We start from the raw sequence: 17,883 nt of genomic DNA on the forward strand, positions 1-17,883 counted from the left end.
ATTATTGAACAATTGGGACAACTATATCATGTTTTGATAAAAAAATAAATAGGAATGATTTTGGTGATAACATTTTCAGTGAAAACTCTCTCCTTTTTAAGAAGAGAGCTCATCATATTGTTCCTTAGATAATAGTACTTCCCTCGGTTTGCTTCCTTCATACGGCCCGACGACGCCCCGTTCCTCCATTGCGTCAATCAGACGGGCAGCTCTCGTATATCCGATTCTGAACCGCCTTTGAAGCATGGAGACTGATGCCGTCTGCATGCCGATAATCAAATCGACCGCTTCGTCATAGAGATCATCCGTTACTTCACTGTGTGTTTCCGAAACTTCTTCCGGAATCATCTCTTCTTGATACTGCGCTTTTTGCTGCGTAATGACATGATCGACGACATGCTCAACCTCTTCATCGGATAAAAATGCCCCTTGCACACGCACCGGCTTATTTGCGCCTACAGGCAGAAACAGCATGTCTCCGCGCCCCAGAAGCTTTTCAGCGCCGCCCATGTCTAAAATCGTCCGTGAATCGGTCTGAGATGAGACACTGAAAGCGATTCTTGACGGGATGTTGGCTTTAATAACACCGGTAATAACGTCGACTGAAGGCCTCTGTGTCGCGATAATCAAATGAATTCCCGCCGCTCGCGCCATCTGTGAAAGTCTCGTAATTGAATCTTCCACGTCGGAAGAAGCGACCATCATCAGATCGGCAAGCTCGTCAACGATGACGACGATGTATGGCAGCTCAGGCTGCTTGACTTCTTCTTCGGCATTTGACCGCTTAATATGGTCGTTATAGCCTTCTATATTTCTCGTACCCGTATGGGAGAACAGCTCATAGCGGCGCTCCATCTCATTGACGACCTTTTTCAAAGCCTGCGAGGCCTTTTTCGGATCTGTCACGACCGGCGCAAGCAGATGAGGAATGCCGTTATACACATTCAGTTCAACCATTTTCGGGTCAATCATCATCATCTTCACTTCATGCGGTTTAGCCCTCATCAGAATGCTCGTAATAATACCGTTGACACAGACGCTTTTTCCGCTTCCCGTTGCCCCCGCTACGAGCAGGTGGGGCATTTTGTTCAGTTCGGCAAGCACGGCTTCCCCGGAAATATTTCGTCCCAAGCCGATCAGAAGCTTCGCGTCCGGCTTGTCATTGAGCTTGGATTCAAGCACTTCTTTTAACGAAACCATCGCCACTTCAGCATTGGGCACCTCGATGCCGATTGCCGATTTGCCCGGAATCGGCGCTTCGATCCGGATATCCTTCGCGGCAAGCGCGAGCGCGAGGTCATCGCTCAGATTCACGATTTTACTGACTTTGACCCCGACGTCCGGATACACCTCATATTTTGTGACCGCCGGACCGAGATGAACCTGCGTCACTTTCGCCTTTACGCCGAAGCTTTGAAAAGTCCGTTCGAGTTTTCTTGCATTCTCGTAAATGTTTTTCTTATCGGTGTGCTGGCCTGTATGTTTCGGGTCAGCCAGTATGTCCAATGAAGGCATTTGATAATCTTTATTTTCAAGCTCTGTAAACGTCATCGGCGGAGCCGCAGCCGTTTCGCCACTGTCTTGAGCGCCGCCGGAAGGCTCAACTTTTGCCGCTTGTGCAGCCTCCTGCGTTTTTTCCGGAATCAGCGGTTCGGCGGGCTCTTCCTGACGGTCTGAAAAGCTTGAAATAATCGGCTCTGAATGGATGATCGGCGAAATGATTTCCTCATCCTCTTCCTCCGGTTCAGGCTCTTCTTTTTTCTTTTGAACCCGTTTTTGTTTTTTGCCCGATTTTGTTTTTGTTTTCGGCGAAGACATATTCGTTCTGACCGTCTTCATATCCTCAAGAAATGCCTGCCACTGGCCGCGGATAAACCGGCCGACGGGGCTCGTCCACTTTTTGAGCGTTTCCTGCAGTGAACGGCCCGTTACAAGAATCAGCCCCATTAAGATCAGCACGATCGCCATGATTTGTGAACCCGTTGATGCAAATAGAAAGTGGGAAGCTGCAAACAGTACCGCGCCGATCATGCCGCCGCCCAAATCAGGGGAAGCAGCCTGCTGTTTCATGTCAATCATAAACAGCTCCCACGTGTTGCCGATGACACTTGCCGAACGAATCGACCCGTGATGAGACAGATTTTTAAAGAGCTGCACGTGAGACAGCAGCAATATACTGGCGATAATACAGTACAACCCTGCCTTTCTTCTCGTTAAAAGGCTTGGACTCTTCTTTTTCCAAAACAGCGAAATTCCGAGAAGGAAGAGCGCAATTAAGCATAAAATAAACCACTCTCCGGCAAAAAAACGGAACAAGTACACAAATGTCTGTCCCACAACGCCGAGCTGCAAAACAGCAATAATTGAGATTGCAACACAGAGCAGTCCGCTTAGTTCGTATTTTAGATTGAGCTTACTCTCTTGTTTCTTTTTAGATTTCCGTTTTTTCTTTGCCACACTCATCACCTTACTGCGTTAAAAAATGTAAAATCATACATCATGAAGAAAAGCAGCCTTTTGCCGGCTGCATTTTTCTGTAGGATTCCCCTATTATAGCATATTTTGCCCCCGAGAAACGGACTGAATGCCGGTTAGATTTTCAGCTTGATTTTTTGTCCCGGAGCGATGTCAGGATTCAGAAAATCCATCGGGTTCGTACTTAAAATCTGTACGACTTCAGCTTCATTTCCCTTCATCTCAACTAGCAGCGGCACGCCGGCGTAATCTACCTGTTCATGCACGCTTTGCTCTATATCCTGACCATAAACGACTTCTTGGGGCATGACGGTATAAAGGATCATTGAATCATCCTTCCTTCCTCGCCCTTTCGTTCCTCAATCAGCTGATTCAGCTTTTTTATCGCCTGTCCGACGCCGCCCACGGCATCAATTAATCCGTAATCAGCCGCATCTTTCCCGACTACGTTCGTCCCGATGTCCCTGGTTAAGTTTCCTTTTGAAAACATCAGCTCTTTGAATTTTTCTTCAGAAATATTTGAATGATGGGTCACAAAGTTGACGACCCGCTCCTGCATTTTATCCAAGTATTCAAACGTTTGCGGAACCCCGATAACCAGACCTGTAAGCCGAACGGGGTGAATGGTCATTGTCGCTGTCTCCGCGATAAAACTATGATCACATGACACGGCGATCGGCACACCTATCGAGTGGCCCCCGCCGAGTACGATTGAGACGGTCGGTTTTGATAAGGATGCGAGCATTTCCGCAATCGCAAGCCCCGCTTCCACATCGCCTCCGACGGTGTTTAAGATGATCAGAAGTCCTTCGATTTTCGGATTTTGCTCAATCGCGACGATTTGCGGAATGACGTGTTCATATTTGGTTGTTTTATTTTGCGGCGGGAGCTGGACGTGCCCCTCAATTTGGCCGATGATCGTCAGGCAGTGAATATTGGTATCTTGGGACATTTGCGGCAGAGATGTCTCTCCCAGCTGCTGAATTTTGCTCATAATGCTGTCTTTCGCATCTGATTTTTCGGGCTGCTGTTCTTCGGTGTTTTCCATACGATGATCCATTTTATCTTTCACCCTTTCCGAATGTCTCTTTGTATTATGAACAAAGATGATGATTTCCATCCGGGACATGAACAAAAACAAAGCCGGAGCATCATGCGCTCCGGCTTTGTATACATTATACTTCCATAATGATCGGAATGATCATCGGCTTGCGTTTTGTTTTTTCATAAAGGAATTGATTCAGCGCATCACGCATTGCTTGTTTCAGCGTGGACCATTCTACGGCAGATGTTTCCGTCGCTTCAGTCACGATAGAGCGGACGAGCTCAGTAGCTTGTACAATTAAACCTTCTGATTCTCTGACATACACGAAACCGCGCGTAATGATCTCAGGACCTGATACGAGGTTCTTTTTCTGCTTATCGAGTGAGATCACGACGATGAGAATGCCGTCTTGTGATAATAAGCGGCGGTCTCTCAGCACGATGTTGCCGATGTCGCCGACTCCGAGGCCGTCAATCAGAACGTTTCCGTACGTGACTTTATCCCCGATTTTCACATTCTGACCGCGGAATTCAACGACGTCACCTTTTTCAATCAAGAAAATGTCGCTGCGTTTCATGCCGATCTCTTCTGCGATTTTGGAATGCGCTTTTTGCATTCTGAATTCACCGTTAACCGGAATTAAATATTTCGGTTTCAGCAAATTAAGCATGAGTTTCAATTCTTCCTGCGAACCGTGACCGGACACATGCACGCGTTTTTGGGCGAAAATGACTTGAGCGCCGGCGCGGGCAAGCAGGTTGACGGTTTTGGAATATATCAATTCATGCCCCGGAATCGGTGTTGATGCAATGACAACGGTGTCTCCTTCTTCAATGTTAAGCTGCTTGTGCGCCTGCTTGGCCATCCGCGTAAGAGCGGCCAGCGGCTCACCATGGCTTCCGGCTGTAACAATTGCCACTTCCCGCTTCGGATATTTTTTCACATCCTGTACAGGAATAAACATTTCATCTTCGGCTTCAATATAGCCGAGCTTTCGCCCAAGCTGAAGCACGTTTTGCAGATTTTTTCCGGCGATTGCAAGTTTGCGGCCGTTCTGGACGGCAGCCTGTATCACTTGCTGGATCCGGTTGATATTAGACGCGAATACAGCAATGATGACACGGTTTTCTGAACTGTTCATCGCATCGGAAATTTCACCGCTTACATATGCTTCTGACGGAGTATACCCCGGGCGCTCCGCATTGGCGCTGTCAGAAAGCAGGGCGAGCACGCCGCTGTTTCCGATTTTGGCAATTTCGCCAATATCACATGATTGGTGATAAGCAGGCGTCTGGTCAAATTTAAAGTCTCCCGTGCATACAATAGAGCCAAGTGATGTTTTGAAGCTGACTCCCACTGAATCCGGAATACTGTGAATCGTTTTAAAGAACGATACTTTCGTTGATTCAAATGTAATGACTGATTTAGAGTGAACTTCACGTAAATCAGCTTTTCGATTATGCCCGTACTGCTTGAGTTTTTCTCTCAGTAATGCAAGCGTAAGCTTCGTTCCGTATACCGGCACCGACAGCTTGTTCAATAAATAAAAGACGCCTCCGATGTTTTCATCGTGCCCGTGTGTCAGAAAGATGGCCTTCACGCGGTCAGCCCGTTCTACTAAGTAGGAAATATCCGGAATGACGACATCAATACCGAGCATTTCATTTTCAGGGTGCATCAGCCCTGCATCCACTACAAATATGTCTGAGTCAATTTCAATGACATATAGGTTCTTCCCAATTTCTCCGACGCCGCCAAGGGCGATAATTCTGACGTTTTCTGTATTTTTCTTTTTCAAAATCTGTATCCTCCTAGTCTCATACCCGTCCATCATCACTTGTTCCTATTATAACTGATATCAATTTTAGAAAACAAGAAGAAGCGGAAGGTTTAGGGAAAACCAATATGTATACAAAACGGTCAAACTCACGATAAAAATGAGAATGACCGCGTATTTTAACTGTATAAATTTTTTCTTACAGTTCGCTGATGACGCTGCTCAGGCTCAGACGTTCATCTTCATTCAGCGGGATAAGAGGAAGACGCACAGATCCGACATCAAGGCCTTTCAGCTGTAGCGCCGTTTTGACCGGAGCCGGATTAGGCGCTTTAAAGAGCTCCTTCATGATCGGCAGAAGCTTCTGATGAATCAGCGCCGCGGTTGCCGTCTGCCCGTTCGTATAGTTTTTAATCATCTGCTGCATGTCAGAACCTACGATATGGCTGGCCACTGACACGACTCCTCTTCCGCCGACTGCGAGAATAGGAAGCGTTAACCCGTCATCACCTGAATAGACGTAAAAATCTTCCGGTGTTTCGGCAATGATTTTCGTAATGGCATCAAGATCGCCGCTCGCTTCTTTAATCGCAGAGATATTCGGAATCTCCGCAAGTCTGATGGCCGTTTCCGGCGCAAGTGAAGCGACCGTTCTGCCCGGCACGTTGTAAAGCATCACAGGAAGAGACGTTTCTTCCGCAATGGCTTTAAAATGACGGTACATGCCCTCTTGGGAAGGCTTATTATAATACGGCGTGACAAGCATAACGCAATCGACGCCGGCTTCTTCAGCTTTTTTTGTCAGTTTAATGGAATCTTTCGTATTGTTGCTTCCCGTACCCGCAATAACAGGCACGCGTCCGTTCACTTCTTTGACTGTAAATTCAAAGAGTGCAATTTTTTCTTCCGTTGAAAGTGTCGGAGATTCGCCGGTCGTGCCTGCGACGACTAAAGAATCCGTGCCGTTTTTCAACAAATAGTCGATTAATGTAGACAGTTTTTGAAAGTCTACATTCCCTTTACTGTCAAAGGGGGTAATCATCGCTGTAGATATATTTCCGACATTCATTTTTTTCACCTCATCATGATTCAATCACATTTACTTTGAAAGTTCAAACACTTCATGCAGCGCATTTACGGCCGTTACCATATCTTTTTCATGAACGAGCACCCAGATCGTCGTATGGCTGTCGGCAGATTGCAGAATCGGAATGCCTTTATCAGAAAGTGCGGAGACGATTTTTGACGTGACACCCGGAACACCCATTATCCCGGCGCCGACCGCTGACACTTTCGCACAGCTCTCCGTCACTGTCGGCTCATATCCTAATTCAGCCAAAATGCTGCGCGCGGCTTCCGTTTTACTGCCGGCTACGGTATATACGATTTCACTCGGCGTAATGTTAAAGAAATCTACGCTGATTCCGGCATTTGCCATCGCTTTAAAGACTTCAGTCTGAACGTTGTATTGCCCCATTTTGGCGGGAACCTTAAATTGCGTCACATCTTTCACATGGGCGATCCCCGTGATCAGCCGTTCGAATACATCGCTGCCGATGTTAGACGAATGATGGGACGTCACCAAAGTGCCTTTGTCTTTTGAATAAGTGGAGCGCACGCGGATCGGCACCTTTGCCTGCATGGCGATTTCCACCGCGCGCGGATGAATGACTTTCGCGCCTTGATAGGCAAGGTTGCAGATTTCCGTATATGTGACGTTCGGAAGCGGCTTAGCATTTTCCACGATTCTCGGATCGGCTGTCATAACGCCTTCCACGTCCGTAAAAATGTCGATAAACTCAGCATCTACCGCCGCGCCGAGCGCCGCTGCTGAAGTATCGCTTCCTCCTCTGCCGATCGTCGTCGTGTCGCCTTTTTCAGTCGCTCCCTGAAATCCTGCGACAACGACAGCGTCATGGCTGGCGAGTGCAGCGAAAAGCCGCTCTGTTTTCATTTCTATAATTTTGGCGTCAGTATGCTGGGCATTGGTTAAAAAGCCGGCTTGGGCTCCTGTTAAAGCTGCGGCTTTTATGCCGTTTTCCTTCAGCATGCTGGAAAAAACAACGGACGAAATCGTTTCTCCGCAAGACAGAAGCATATCCTGCTCTCTCGGAGAAATGTCGGACTGGCTGCCGTAAAGGAGCCCGATTAAAGAATCTGTCGCGTACGGGTCTCCTTTTCTTCCCATCGCCGATACGACAACGACAACTTTATAACCTTCACTGATGGCATCTTTAATGTGTGCTAGCGCAAGCTTGCGGCCTTTGTCATCTTTTACGGATGTTCCGCCGAATTTTTGAACAATGATCTTCACTATTTTCACTCCAAATTAGTCTGACGTAACAGAAGAGAGCAGGCAGAGCCTTACTCTCTTCTATTCGCCTATAGAAAATACGTTTGTTTTATACGAGGTTCAGTTTTTGCAGGCTTTCCGCGATTTGGACTGAGTTCCAAGCGGCGCCTTTTAACAGGTTATCAGAAACAACCCACAAATGAAAACCGTTTGCTCTGTCCAAATCTTTCCGGATTCTTCCTACAAATACATCGCGTTTGCCGACGCAATCAGCAGGCATCGGGTAAAGCTGCTCCGCCGGATCATCCTGAAGCGTAACACCCGGAGCTTCTTTTAAAAGCTGTTTAATATCTTCAACGGTTGCGTCATCACGGTCAAGCTCAATGTAAACAGATTCTGAGTGCCCTGTTTCAATCGGCAGTCTGACACATGTCGCAGCCACTTCCAGCTTCGGCATATGCATGATTTTTTTCGTTTCATTAATCATTTTCATTTCCTCAAACGTATAGCCGTTGTCTTGGAATTTATCAATTTGCGGAATGGCGTTAAATGCGATTTGATAATGCTTTTTGTCGCCTTTAACCGGCATAATGGACGGTTCTGCGGGTTCATTGTTTAAAATCGCCTTTGTCTGGCTGTACAATTCTTTCGCCGCTTCATTGCCGGCCCCGGACACAGCTTGGTAAGTAGATACAATGACTTTTTTCAAACCGTACGCTTTGCGGATCGGTTCAAGCGCAGCCACCATCTGAATCGTTGAACAGTTAGGGTTGGCGATAATGCCGTTATGTTTGTGCAGATCACCTTCGTTCACCTCAGGCACCACGAGCGGTGTATTTTCGTCCATCCGGAATGCGCTGGTATTGTCAATCACGATGGCTCCCCGTTTTACAGCCTCAGGCGCCAAGCTTTGTGATACGCTTCCGCCGGCGCTGAATAACGCGATATGAACGCCTTCGAAGCTTTCAGGAACAGCTTCCTGCACTGTATATTCTTCGCCTTTAAACATTACTTTCGTACCAGCAGAACGCTTTGAGGATAGTAGTGTGAGTGTTTCGATTTCAAAGTTTCTGTCTTCCAGTGTTTTCAGCATTTGCTGTCCTACGGCTCCCGTCGCTCCGACAACTGCTACGTGTAATCCTCTTCCCATCTGTAAAACTCCTTCCGCCAATTAAGCATCATTTATTGAATTGACTTTGCATTTTACGTTTTATTTTACCATAGAATAGTCACGGATTGACCGAATTTTTTTATTCCGGAATGATTTTCTGTCATCATTCATGATGGTGTACGAGCACCGGCTGAACCTGCTGGTGCAAAAGAGCTTTTTCTACCGTAATCGGAAGAAGATCCATTCTTGCGACGAGCGATGTCGGTTTTTTCACGTGGTCATCCTGGCCGAACGGGATGAAATATATGTTTTTTGCGGACATCAGCCTCATTAAATTCGTTCCGTTTAAACCGAGTCCGTCGTTTGTCGAAATTCCGAGCACGACCGGGCGGCCGTTGCGGATCGTGGCTTTCGCAGCCATAAGGACGGGGCTGTCAGTCATCGCATTTGCGAGTTTGCTCATTGAATTTCCGGTTAAAGGGGCGATGACCATGCAGTCGAGCGGAAGTTTCGGCCCGAGAGGCTCCGCTTTTACGATGGAATCAATCGCCTCAAAGCCTGTTGCTTCTTCAATTTTTCTGACCCAATCTCCCCCCTCCCCAAAGCGGGTATCGGTCGATTGAACGGTTGACGTCACGACCGGCCGGACTTCAGCTCCTTGACTGATAAGCGCCTCTATTTGCGGAAAAACTTCCTCATATGTGCAGTGCGAGCCGGTTAATCCGAATCCGATTCTTTTCCCTTTCAGAGACATGGTTATTCCCCCTCTTTCTTTAAGTCTTCCAAAAGCTTGCTCAATACGTTCGCAATAATCTGTCCGGCTGTTTTCGGGGCCACAATTCCCGGAAGACCCGGAGCAAGCAGCGCTTTAATGCCTTGTTTTTCAGCATATTTGAAATCCGTTCCGCCCGGACGGGATGCTAAATCCAAAATCAAGGTCTTCGGCGTCATGCGCGATAAAACGCTTTGATTCAGAATCAAGCTCGGTACGGTGTTAATGCAGATATCAATATCATTTACATGTTCAGTAAGCTCTTCAAGTTGAAAAGGAGAAAGCCCCATTTCCGTTATACGGGCCAAATGAGCCGAACTCCGCGCGCCCACTTTTACCTTCGCCCCTAACGCCGCAAACGTCCGGGCGATCGTCATACCGGTGCGCCCTATGCCGAGAACGGCGACATTTGATCCGTGAATGGTATAATCCGTATGCTGAATCGCCATCATGATTGTTCCTTCAACAGTGGGAATCGAGTTGAATATCGCGATATCGTCCCGTTCAAATAATTTCACAAGTTTGCGGCCCGCTTCGCTGGCGATCCCCTCAAGATACGCGTTGGAGATGCCTGAATAAATGACGCAATGCTCCGGTGTCCGCTCAAGATAGCTCTGCTTTAATATCACTTCTTCATTTGAAAAAACCGTGGAAACAACGCCTTCTCCGGTCGTTGCCGATACGGGCAGGATGATACTGTCTATTTTTTGAAAGGGAATCTCATCGATTTTGCATTTGACGGTTCCTGTAAAACCGTCATCCAATTGGTCAAACCCTGCAAGATAAATATCGGCATGCTGTTCTGTCAGCTTTCTTATAATCTCTAGCTGTCTTGCGTCACCGCCAATGATCGCAATTGTCAATCCGGTTAACATCTGAAACGTTCACCTTCTTTACAGTTACTGGATCTTTTAAGTGTCATCCTCCTCTTCATCGTATGTGCGAAGAGAAAGGGCGGTGAATGTACAGCGTCTTTTTCATAAAAAAAGCACCGGCTGTATGAGCCGGTGCTTGCAACAATTGAATAAGATCTACTCTTCGGGAGGCGTGATCTCCCCCGGAACATCTAAAATGATCATGTCTGACCCGATTTTTTGGATATGGTTCCAGGGGACGCGGATGTCGTGGCCTTGTTTTCGCAATCCGAACCATTTTACCGTCGGTATCAACAGCGCGGTAATTTGTCCGTCCTGTTCATTAATTTCCAAATCGGTCTGGCCGAGCACGCCGAGCCGCTCTGCCCGTTTAATGTCCACAATTTCTTTACCTGACAGTTCACTGAGCCTCATGATAGCCACCCCCTTGTACTATATGACCCGGAGCAAAAAAAAATGCCTGCCCCGTATAGAGGCAGACTGCTTTGCCGATTAAGACGAGGCCGGCATATTGCCGGTCGGGCTGATGAGCGATAGTGCGTAATCATCCGTAAATAAGCGGCGGCTGAGGCCGTTGACGCTTTCCAGGCTGACCGCATTTAATTCAGTGATAATTTCATCCATGGTCTTATGCTTTCCGAGCAGGAGTTCGTTTTTCCCGTTCCGGCTCATTTTGCTGTTTGTGCTCTCTAAGCTGAGCATTAAGCTCCCCTTCATTTGCTCTTTGCTGTTTTCCAGCTCTTTCGGGGTGATACCGTCACGTTTTAGAACCGATAACGTTTCCTGAATAGTTTCAGACAGAAGTCCGAGCTGATTCGCGCCGGTGCCTCCGTAAATCGTCAGCATACCGCTGTCTTCATAGGAACTGTGGTAGCTGTATACAGAATAGGCCAGTCCTTTATCTTCGCGCACATCCTGGAAAAGACGGCTGCTCATGCTTCCGCCCAGCACGTTGTTTAAGACGATCAAATCGTAAATGTCCGCATCTCCGACTTTCAGGCCTTTGAAACCGAGACAGAGATGCGCCTGTTCGGTGTCTTTTTTTCTGGTCAGCTTTTCATAATGAAACTCAGGCTCGCTGATGCCGCTTGCTTTGCCCTTCGCTTCGTATGTACCGAACCATTTCTCCACGTCTTTAATGAATTGTTCTGTTACATTTCCGGCGACAGAAATGACGACGCGGTCCGGCGTGTAAAAGTCATCCATATGCTGTCTGAGAGAATCGCCGTTAAATGACGAAAGCGTTTCCTCCGTCCCGAGAATCGGGTAGCCGAGCGAATGATTGCCGTATGTCGCTTTGCTCAGCAGATCGTGGACAATGTCATCCGGCGCGTCTTCATACATTTTGATTTCTTCATATACGACGTTCTTTTCTTTTTTGAGCTCATCTTCGTCAAAAGCAGAATGAAAGAACATATCAGCCAGCACATCAAGTGCGTAGTTTGCATGCTCATCCAGAACTTTGGCGTAATAGCACGTATATTCTTTTGAAGTGAAGGCATTCACTTGGCCGCCTATCCGATCGAAGGATTCTGCGATTTCCCGTGCGGACCTGGTATTTGTTCCTTTAAAAAACATATGCTCAAGAAAGTGCGAAATACCGTTTGTCTCCGGCGTTTCATGACGTGACCCCGTCCCGATCCAGACGCCGATTGCCACAGACCGCACCGTTGGATTATTTTCAAGCACAACTCTTACACCGTTTTGGCATGTATAGCGTTTTATCAAGTCTGTTCCTCCTATTCAAAGACAGGCAAACTGCCGCCTGCTACTTCATCAGCCTGTTTTCATCCATTAAGTCAGACACTGAGCCGAGCGCGTAGCCTTTTTCTTTGATTTTTGCAATCAGTGTATCCAGGCTTTTCGCAGTCGGATCAGTCGGATGCATTAAAATCATGGCTCCGTTATGTATTTTGCTCAACACCCTTGTTTGTAAAACAGCCGGAGACGGTTTTTGCCAGTCAATGGTGTCAACGGTCCACATGATGGTGCCCATTCCTTTTTCCGCCGCAAGGTCGACCACCGCTTTTCTGAAGCTGCCGCTTGGCGGCGCAAACCATTTCGGCTTCATGCCGAGCGTCTCGCTGATTTGTGCATTGGTTTTGTCAAGCTGTTCGGAAATGCTTCCTGAAGTCAGTTTGCTCATATCAGGGTGATTGTATGAATGATTTCCGATTTCATGTCCGTCTGCCGCTATTTTTTTCCCAAGTTCCTGATTGTTTTTCAGCCATTTCCCTTCAAGAAAGAAAGTTGCTTTGACCTGGTGCTGCTTCAGAATAGGCAGCATTTGCTCCACGTATTCGTTTCCCCAGGCGACATTTATCAGGAAAGCGACCATCGGTTTGTCGGGATTTCCTTTATAAATGGGTTCGGGCGCGAGAGAATCAAGATGGACTTTCGGTTTCACCTGCTCATAGACAAGGTCGTCTTCGTGAAATTCTCCGTCCTTTTTCATTTGCTTATAGGATTTTTCCACATTGACTTTTAAACCGTTATATCCCGGTATACTCTTCCATATTTTATCAATCCGCGCGTCTTGCGGCTTCACTTCATACTCTGACGCTTTTTGCAGTAATTCTTCATAGAGCGGATCTTTTGATGCTGACACAGTTACAGCGTCTTTTTTCATTGCGTCTATGTAATCAACTGTATACGGATTTTTTAACATTTCAAACGAAACAAAAAAAAGAAATAAAAAAACGGCAAACGGCACGAATTTTTTCAACATGTCCTTCCCCCCTCATCACACATTATGTATGAGGAGGACAAGGTAGAACCCGTCTGTTGTCTTTCTCAAAATAAAGAAGCCGGGTCTCCCAGGCTCCTTGTTAGGTTTTCATTTAAGATTGTTGTTGTTCCTGTTCTTTTTCTTTCTCTTCGCGCAGCACTGCTTTACGCGACAGATTCACTCGTCCCTGTTTGTCAATTTCGGTTACCTTCACAAGGATTTCGTCACCGATTTTCACAACATCCTCAACCTTGCCGACCCGTTCGAGCGCTAGTTCAGAGATGTGAACGAGACCGTCTTTTCCGCTGAAGATTTCAACGAAAGCGCCGAATTTCTCAATCCGTTTGACTTTACCGAGGTAAAGCTGGCCGACTTCGACTTCTCTGACAAGATCTTCGATGATTTTTTTCGCTTTTTGGTTGCTGCTTTCATCAGTAGAAGAAATAAAGATAGTGCCGTCTTGTTCAATGTCAATTTTAACACCGGTATCTTCAATGATTTTGTTGATTTGTTTACCGCTCGGTCCGATAACGTCACGGATTTTATCCGGATTAATGTTCATCGTTAAAATTTTCGGCGCATATTGAGAAAGTTCTTTTCTTGATTCACCAAGCGTGCTGAGCATGCTGTTCAAGATTTCCATTCTTCCTTTTTTCGCCTGCTGAAGCGCTTCTTCAAGAATTTCTCTTGAAAGGCCTTCAATTTTAATGTCCATTTGCAGCGCTGTCACGCCTTTTTCCGTGCCGGCTACTTTAAAGTCCATGTCACCGAGGGCGTCTTCCATCCCTTGAATATCCGTTAATACCGTATAGTACTCGCCTGATTTCACAAGTCCCATCGCAATACCTGCAACAGGGGCTTTAATCGGAACACCTGCGTCCATCATGGCAAGCGTACTTGCGCAAATGCTGGCCTGTGAAGTGGAACCGTTTGATTCAAGCACTTCGGATACGAGGCGGACCGTATACGGGAAGTCTTTTTCATTCGGGATGACCGGCTCAAGCGCACGCTCTCCAAGAGCACCGTGACCGATCTCACGGCGTCCCGGTCCGCGCATCGGGCCTGTCTCCCCTACGCTGAACTGCGGGAAGTTATAATGATGCATAAAGCGTTTTGATTCTTCCACGCCTAAACCGTCAAGAATCTGAACGTCCCCAAGGGCGCCTAATGTACAAACGCTGAGCGCCTGCGTCTGTCCTCTCGTAAACAGCCCGGAGCCATGCGTTCTCGGCAGAAGGCCGACTTCTGAAGAAAGCGGGCGGATTTGATCAACGCCGCGGCCGTCCGGACGGACTTTTTCTTCTGTGATCAAACGGCGCACTTCGTTTTTCACGAGTTTAGACAGTGTCTGTTTCACTTTTTTAATCGTATCTTCATCATGCTCTTCTTCTTCGAATTTCGCGACAACTGCATTTTTCACTTCATTGATCGCGTCTTCGCGAGCATGTTTTTCGTGAACCTGAATGGCGCTGAGAAGATCCGGCTCCGCAAGGCTTTTTACTTTTTCGCTGAGCTCTTCGTCAATTTCATACAGTTCGATTTCTGTTTTTTCTTTGCCGACTGCTGCGACGATTTCTTCTTGGAATGCGATCAGGCGCTTAATTTCTTCGTGACCGAACATAATCGCCTCAAGCATGATTTCTTCAGGAACTTCATCTGCTCCGGCTTCCACCATGTTGATGGCGTCTTTTGTGCCTGCAACGATGAGGTTGATATCACTTTTTTCAAGCTGGTCAACCGTCGGATTGATGACGAATTTCCCGTCAATGCGGCCTACCGTCACACCCGCGATCGGGCCTTCAAACGGGATATCGGAAACGCAAAGAGCGAGTGATGAACCGAACATTGCAGCCATTTCAGATGAGCAGTCCTGATCAACACTCATGACAATGCTGATGACTTGTACTTCGTTACGGAATCCGTCTGCGAAAAGCGGGCGGATCGGACGGTCGATCAGACGGCTGGCTAAAACGGCCTTTTCACTTGGACGGCCTTCTCTTTTAATAAAACCGCCCGGAATTTTACCTACTGCGTATAATCTTTCTTCATAGTTAACGGTAAGCGGGAAAAAATCTAGCGGTTTCGGTTCTTTTGATGCGGTTGCTGTGCTGAGCACTGCGGTATCGCCGTAGCGGACCATGACAGCGCCGTTTGCCTGTTTGGCAAGCTGGCCGGCTTCTACTGTAAGCTGTCTGCCGGCCCAATCTATGGTAAAGACATGTTTCTCTTGTCCCATTCGATTACGAGCTCCTCTCTTAATGTGTGAAATAATCAATTACTCCTATTATGAACGAAATGAATTGAACATATCAATGTCAAAGTAGTATGTAAAAGGATTTCATTGTTTTTTTATCATTATTTTTTTCGCTTTAATACGATAAAAAAGCGGGAATCCTCCCGCTTTTTACGATTATCGACGTAAGCCTAGTTTGTTAATTAACTCACGGTAACGAGTTACGTCTTTATTACGCAGATACGTAAGAAGATTACGACGTTTACCTACCATTTTAAGAAGACCGCGACGTGAGTGGTGATCTTTCTTGTGAGTACGCAAATGCTCGTTCAAGTTGTTAATTGAGTCTGTTAGGATAGCGATCTGAACTTCTGGAGATCCAGTATCAGATTCGTGTGTTTTGAACTCGCTGATGAGTTGATTTTTACGCTCTTGAGTAATTGCCATCCTGTTTCACCTCCATATCATAATTAGCCCCAGTTACCTAGCAACCGTCGGTGACTTCGGATTGCCAAGCAATGGTTTTAAGACTACGAAACATATGATACTAAAAATCGCGCCCATATGCAAATCTTTTAGAAGAAAATTTGTGTACTTTTGATGTTTTTTCCGTTATTTGCTGAAAAAACGGATCGCTTCTTGTTTGTCTTTCCCGATCTGAGCCGTCAATTCATCGATGCCGTTAAACTTCCGTTCGCTTCGGATTCGTTTGTACCACTCGATTTTAACGTCTTCTCCGTATACGTCCTGCTGAAAATTAAACAAATGTACTTCAATTGACGGCTGATCGGGACGCTTTTCATAAAAGGTCGGTTTGTAGCCGATGTTGCAGACGCCTTCATACACCTCGCCTTTTATTTCGGCTTTCACTGCATACACGCCTGTCGGCGGCACGATATAGCTGTTGTGCAGACCGACATTCGCGGTCGGAAAACCGATGGTGCGGCCTCTTTTGTCTCCGTGAATCACAGTGCCCCGGATAAAATACGGCTGGCCGAGAAGAGTGTGCGCCAGTTCAACGTCACCATTCTGCAGCGCTGACCGGATATAAGTAGAGCTGATCTTTCTGTCCTGCTCGGTCTGTTTCTCGACAGTCGTGCATCCGGCCTTGCCGTTTAAATCGTCCGGCAGCGTCTCCATCGTACCTTTTCCGTATTTTCCGTACGTAAAATCGAAGCCTCCCACAGCGTGCCGCGCGTTTAACCCTAAAATATACTCCTCGGCAAACTGTTTTGGAGAAAGAGACGCAAACGCTTCATCAAACTTTACGACATACAGCACATCAGCGCCTAAACGTCCGATCTGGCTGATTTTATCTTCAAGCGGCGTAATCAGATCCTTTGGCTCTTTGTCCCTGCCCAACACATGGGAAGGGTGAGGATGAAACGTCATAACGGCCAGCGACAGGCCTTTTTCTTCGGCAATTTGTCTGGCTGTTCCGATTACTTTCCGGTGTCCCAAATGAACGCCGTCAAAGTAGCCGAGCGCCATGACAGACGCCGGCTGCTCTTCTTTTTGTAAATGATGCGGATGAGAAATATGTATCGTCTTCACAGAACGGTCACCTTTTTTCTTATTGTTCGCTTTTTTGCATGAGCACTTTAGCCGGTTTCAGCAGTCCTTTTTTTGAAGGATGCGGCATATAAATAGCCACACATTCTCCGTCTTCAGTACAGACCGCTATACGGGCGTCAGCTGTCATTGCAGAAAATTCCGCCGGGATGTCAAACACTGACCCGTTTTCAGCTTTCTTAGCTAATGTATCACTTATGACCCATTTCGGCAAATGATTGAGCGCTCTATCGATCGGCACGGCATGCTCTGCAACCGTTCTGTCTGAAACCTGCTGTTCAAGTTCCTCAAACGTGAAACACTCATCAAGGCTGAAATCGCCGGAAGCGGTGCGGATGAGATGCGACATATGCGCGGGATAGCCGAGTTTTTCACCGATTGTCACCGCCAATGTTCTGACGTAAGTGCCCTTTGAGCACGTGACTGTAAAGCGGAATGATGCTGTGTCTTCGTTATAAGTGACAGGGGAAGTGAGCGCGATATCTTCAATCGTGATATTCCGCTTCGGCCGCTCCACTTCAATACCCGCCCTGGCGTATTCATAGAGCTTTTTTCCGTTGACCTTTACAGCGGAATACATCGGCGGCACTTGCTCCTGCGGTCCCTTCAGTTCGTCTAAAACGGCTTTGATATCCGCTTCTTTCAGCGGCTCCTTGACAGGTTTTACGCTGACCGTTTCTCCCGTCTGGTCTTCGGTCGATGTGGAGAAGCCGAGAGTAATCTCAGCATCGTACGTTTTTGACTTGTCGGTGACGTACTCAACGATCTTTGTGGCCCGTCCGACACAGATCGGCAGTACGCCTGACACTTCCGGATCAAGCGTTCCCGTATGTCCGACTTTCTTTGTTTTTAACAGTTTTCTTATTTTCATTACACAGTCGTGAGAAGTCATGCCGACCGGTTTATGTAAAAGGAGAACTCCGTTAACCATCTGTCTTTCGCTCCTTTGTTATCAATTGTATCCCGTAAAACGCAGAAAAGAGGACAGACGACACTCGCCCA

Annotated in this window: 16 protein-coding genes; all 16 read right to left on the reverse strand. The window is 47.0% G+C overall.

What is annotated here, in order from left to right; all coding sequences use genetic code 11:
• Window positions 1-96 precede the first annotated feature (96 nt).
• Window positions 97-2,457: an FtsK/SpoIIIE family DNA translocase gene (locus tag CXL14_RS14780; protein WP_032863740.1), complete on the reverse strand. Its 2,361-nt coding sequence runs from the start codon at window positions 2,455-2,457 to the stop codon at window positions 97-99.
• A 134-nt stretch (window positions 2,458-2,591) separates the two neighbouring features.
• Entirely contained in the window at window positions 2,592-2,801 is a 210-nt protein-coding gene (locus tag CXL14_RS14785) for a YlzJ-like family protein (RefSeq protein ID WP_003154161.1), read from the reverse strand.
• Window positions 2,798-3,535, reverse strand: a complete 738-nt coding sequence (locus CXL14_RS14790; protein ID WP_003154162.1) for a ClpP family protease — start codon at window positions 3,533-3,535, stop codon at window positions 2,798-2,800. Before CXL14_RS14790 ends, CXL14_RS14785 begins: the two co-directional genes overlap by 4 nt.
• A gap of 115 nt (window positions 3,536-3,650) precedes the next feature.
• Window positions 3,651-5,318 (reverse strand): ribonuclease J2, encoded by a 1,668-nt coding sequence (gene rnjB / locus CXL14_RS14795; RefSeq protein ID WP_021493672.1) that lies wholly within the window; start codon window positions 5,316-5,318, stop codon window positions 3,651-3,653.
• Window positions 5,319-5,496: 178 nt separating this feature from the next.
• Window positions 5,497-6,366, reverse strand: a complete 870-nt coding sequence (gene dapA, locus CXL14_RS14800) for a 4-hydroxy-tetrahydrodipicolinate synthase (RefSeq protein ID WP_003154166.1) — start codon at window positions 6,364-6,366, stop codon at window positions 5,497-5,499.
• A gap of 30 nt (window positions 6,367-6,396) precedes the next feature.
• Window positions 6,397-7,611, reverse strand: coding sequence for an aspartate kinase (gene dapG, locus CXL14_RS14805; protein WP_003154168.1), 1,215 nt, complete (start codon window positions 7,609-7,611; stop codon window positions 6,397-6,399).
• An 88-nt stretch (window positions 7,612-7,699) separates the two neighbouring features.
• On the reverse strand, window positions 7,700-8,740 hold the full coding sequence (gene asd / locus CXL14_RS14810) for an aspartate-semialdehyde dehydrogenase (protein WP_014417793.1): 1,041 nt from the start codon (window positions 8,738-8,740) through the stop codon (window positions 7,700-7,702).
• Between the two features lie 124 nt (window positions 8,741-8,864).
• A complete protein-coding gene (gene dpaB / locus CXL14_RS14815) occupies window positions 8,865-9,455 on the reverse strand; it encodes a dipicolinate synthase subunit B (RefSeq protein WP_007409809.1) in 591 nt (196 codons plus the stop codon).
• A gap of 2 nt (window positions 9,456-9,457) precedes the next feature.
• Window positions 9,458-10,348 carry a dipicolinic acid synthetase subunit A gene (dpaA, locus tag CXL14_RS14820; protein WP_101287865.1) on the reverse strand — a complete coding sequence of 297 codons (891 nt, stop codon included), beginning with the start codon at window positions 10,346-10,348 and terminating at the stop codon, window positions 9,458-9,460.
• Between the two features lie 156 nt (window positions 10,349-10,504).
• Entirely contained in the window at window positions 10,505-10,762 is a 258-nt protein-coding gene (locus tag CXL14_RS14825) for a YlmC/YmxH family sporulation protein (RefSeq protein ID WP_003154176.1), read from the reverse strand.
• 78 nt (window positions 10,763-10,840) lie between these two features.
• A complete protein-coding gene (locus CXL14_RS14830; RefSeq protein ID WP_014417791.1) occupies window positions 10,841-12,076 on the reverse strand; it encodes a M16 family metallopeptidase in 1,236 nt (411 codons plus the stop codon).
• 40 nt (window positions 12,077-12,116) lie between these two features.
• The gene (locus CXL14_RS14835; protein WP_003154180.1) at window positions 12,117-13,076 is read right to left on the reverse strand and encodes a polysaccharide deacetylase family protein; all 960 of its coding nucleotides are present in this window, start codon (window positions 13,074-13,076) and stop codon (window positions 12,117-12,119) included.
• A gap of 112 nt (window positions 13,077-13,188) precedes the next feature.
• The gene (gene pnp / locus CXL14_RS14840) at window positions 13,189-15,312 is read right to left on the reverse strand and encodes a polyribonucleotide nucleotidyltransferase (RefSeq protein ID WP_007611468.1); all 2,124 of its coding nucleotides are present in this window, start codon (window positions 15,310-15,312) and stop codon (window positions 13,189-13,191) included.
• 174 nt (window positions 15,313-15,486) lie between these two features.
• Window positions 15,487-15,756 carry a 30S ribosomal protein S15 gene (gene rpsO / locus CXL14_RS14845; protein WP_003154182.1) on the reverse strand — a complete coding sequence of 90 codons (270 nt, stop codon included), beginning with the start codon at window positions 15,754-15,756 and terminating at the stop codon, window positions 15,487-15,489.
• Between the two features lie 165 nt (window positions 15,757-15,921).
• Entirely contained in the window at window positions 15,922-16,863 is a 942-nt protein-coding gene (ribF, locus tag CXL14_RS14850) for a bifunctional riboflavin kinase/FAD synthetase (RefSeq protein WP_014417790.1), read from the reverse strand.
• 19 nt (window positions 16,864-16,882) lie between these two features.
• On the reverse strand, window positions 16,883-17,812 hold the full coding sequence (gene truB / locus CXL14_RS14855; protein WP_014417789.1) for a tRNA pseudouridine(55) synthase TruB: 930 nt from the start codon (window positions 17,810-17,812) through the stop codon (window positions 16,883-16,885).
• Window positions 17,813-17,883 lie beyond the last annotated feature (71 nt).

This window comes from Bacillus sp. SJ-10, assembly GCF_002843505.1.
Lineage (GTDB): Bacteria > Bacillota > Bacilli > Bacillales > Bacillaceae > Bacillus > Bacillus velezensis.

What these genes read in the sequence shown, in the direction of transcription:
- CXL14_RS14785 (WP_003154161.1), bottom strand. Translation starts at nt 2,801, where the DNA reads ATGATCCTTTATACCGTCATGCCCCAAGAAGTCGTTTATGGTCAGGAT.
- CXL14_RS14790 (WP_003154162.1), bottom strand. Translation starts at nt 3,535, where the DNA reads ATGGATCATCGTATGGAAAACACCGAAGAACAGCAGCCCGAAAAATCA.
- dapA (WP_003154166.1), bottom strand. Translation starts at nt 6,366, where the DNA reads ATGAATGTCGGAAATATATCTACAGCGATGATTACCCCCTTTGACAGT.
- asd (WP_014417793.1), bottom strand. Translation starts at nt 8,740, where the DNA reads ATGGGAAGAGGATTACACGTAGCAGTTGTCGGAGCGACGGGAGCCGTA.
- dpaB (WP_007409809.1), bottom strand. Translation starts at nt 9,455, where the DNA reads ATGTCTCTGAAAGGGAAAAGAATCGGATTCGGATTAACCGGCTCGCAC.
- dpaA (WP_101287865.1), bottom strand. Translation starts at nt 10,348, where the DNA reads ATGTTAACCGGATTGACAATTGCGATCATTGGCGGTGACGCAAGACAG.
- CXL14_RS14825 (WP_003154176.1), bottom strand. Translation starts at nt 10,762, where the DNA reads ATGAGGCTCAGTGAACTGTCAGGTAAAGAAATTGTGGACATTAAACGG.
- CXL14_RS14835 (WP_003154180.1), bottom strand. Translation starts at nt 13,076, where the DNA reads ATGTTGAAAAAATTCGTGCCGTTTGCCGTTTTTTTATTTCTTTTTTTT.
- pnp (WP_007611468.1), bottom strand. Translation starts at nt 15,312, where the DNA reads ATGGGACAAGAGAAACATGTCTTTACCATAGATTGGGCCGGCAGACAG.
- rpsO (WP_003154182.1), bottom strand. Translation starts at nt 15,756, where the DNA reads ATGGCAATTACTCAAGAGCGTAAAAATCAACTCATCAGCGAGTTCAAA.
- truB (WP_014417789.1), bottom strand. Translation starts at nt 17,812, where the DNA reads ATGGTTAACGGAGTTCTCCTTTTACATAAACCGGTCGGCATGACTTCT.